General features: G+C 61.2%; 1 protein-coding gene. It reads right to left on the bottom strand.

The genetic code is table 11. The features are described from left to right. Positions 1-200: sugar transferase (locus tag EOC06_RS42270; protein ID WP_245469495.1), on the bottom strand; the 200-nt coding region annotated here is incomplete at its 3' end. Positions 201-206: the final 6 nt, after the last annotated feature.

The following is a 206-nucleotide window of genomic DNA, read 5'->3' on the forward strand; positions in this document are numbered from 1 at the left end:
TGACGGAAGAGAACCTGGGTCGGGCCGAGCAGGCCAGGCTTCCACTGTAGGACAGCTTCATTGCCGCCGCGGAAACAATCGGCGAAGGCAAGGCTTTCCGGCCGCGGCCCGACAATTGCCATGTCCCCCGTGAAAACGTTCCACAGTTGGGGCAACTCATCAAGTTTCGTTGCCGCGAGAAAACGGCCTACCCGCGTCATGCGGCT

The organism is Mesorhizobium sp. M7A.F.Ca.MR.362.00.0.0, from assembly GCF_004023175.1.
Classification (GTDB): domain Bacteria; phylum Pseudomonadota; class Alphaproteobacteria; order Rhizobiales; family Rhizobiaceae; genus Mesorhizobium.